1 protein-coding gene is annotated in these 430 nt (G+C 71.6%); it reads left to right on the top strand.

Annotation, left to right across the window (positions count from 1 at the left end; all coding sequences use genetic code 11):
- Nucleotides 1–285 (top strand): RsmE family RNA methyltransferase (locus AC2JF9_RS09565; RefSeq protein ID WP_500727315.1); only part of this gene is annotated, 285 nt, incomplete at its 5' end.
- Nucleotides 286–430 lie beyond the last annotated feature (145 nt).

The following is a 430-nucleotide window of genomic DNA, read 5'->3' as shown; positions in this document are numbered from 1 at the left end:
CTCGAGCCGGCCGTCCGCGGGCTCGAGCCGGATCGCGTGCTCGTGTTCTGCGACGAGGATGCGCCGCTGAAGAACCCGCTCGAGGCGCTGGCCTCCGTCCCGGCGGGCGCGTCGCTCGCGCTCCTGATCGGTCCCGAGGGCGGCTTCGCGCCCGAGGAGCGCGAGATGCTGCTTGCCCGCGACAACGTTCTTCGGCTCTCGCTCGGGCCGCGGATCCTGCGGGCCGACACGGCGGCCGTCGCGGCGCTCGCCCTGGTCCAGGCCGCCGCCGGAGATTGGCGCTGATTGGTCACCGCCACAACCGCGATGGTCGCGAGCGTGTCGAACCCAGTTTTGCGCAATATTTTGCGCTTCGTCACTGACGTCTCAGCTCGTTCCGCCCGGCCCGGGATTGCGGCGCTTGTGGCCGGCGCGTCAGGCAGCCGACGGA

Source organism: Lactobacillus sp. C449L (assembly GCF_059900815.1).
Note: the sequence above shows the minus strand (reverse complement) of the source record. Positions and strands in the feature narration are given on the sequence as shown.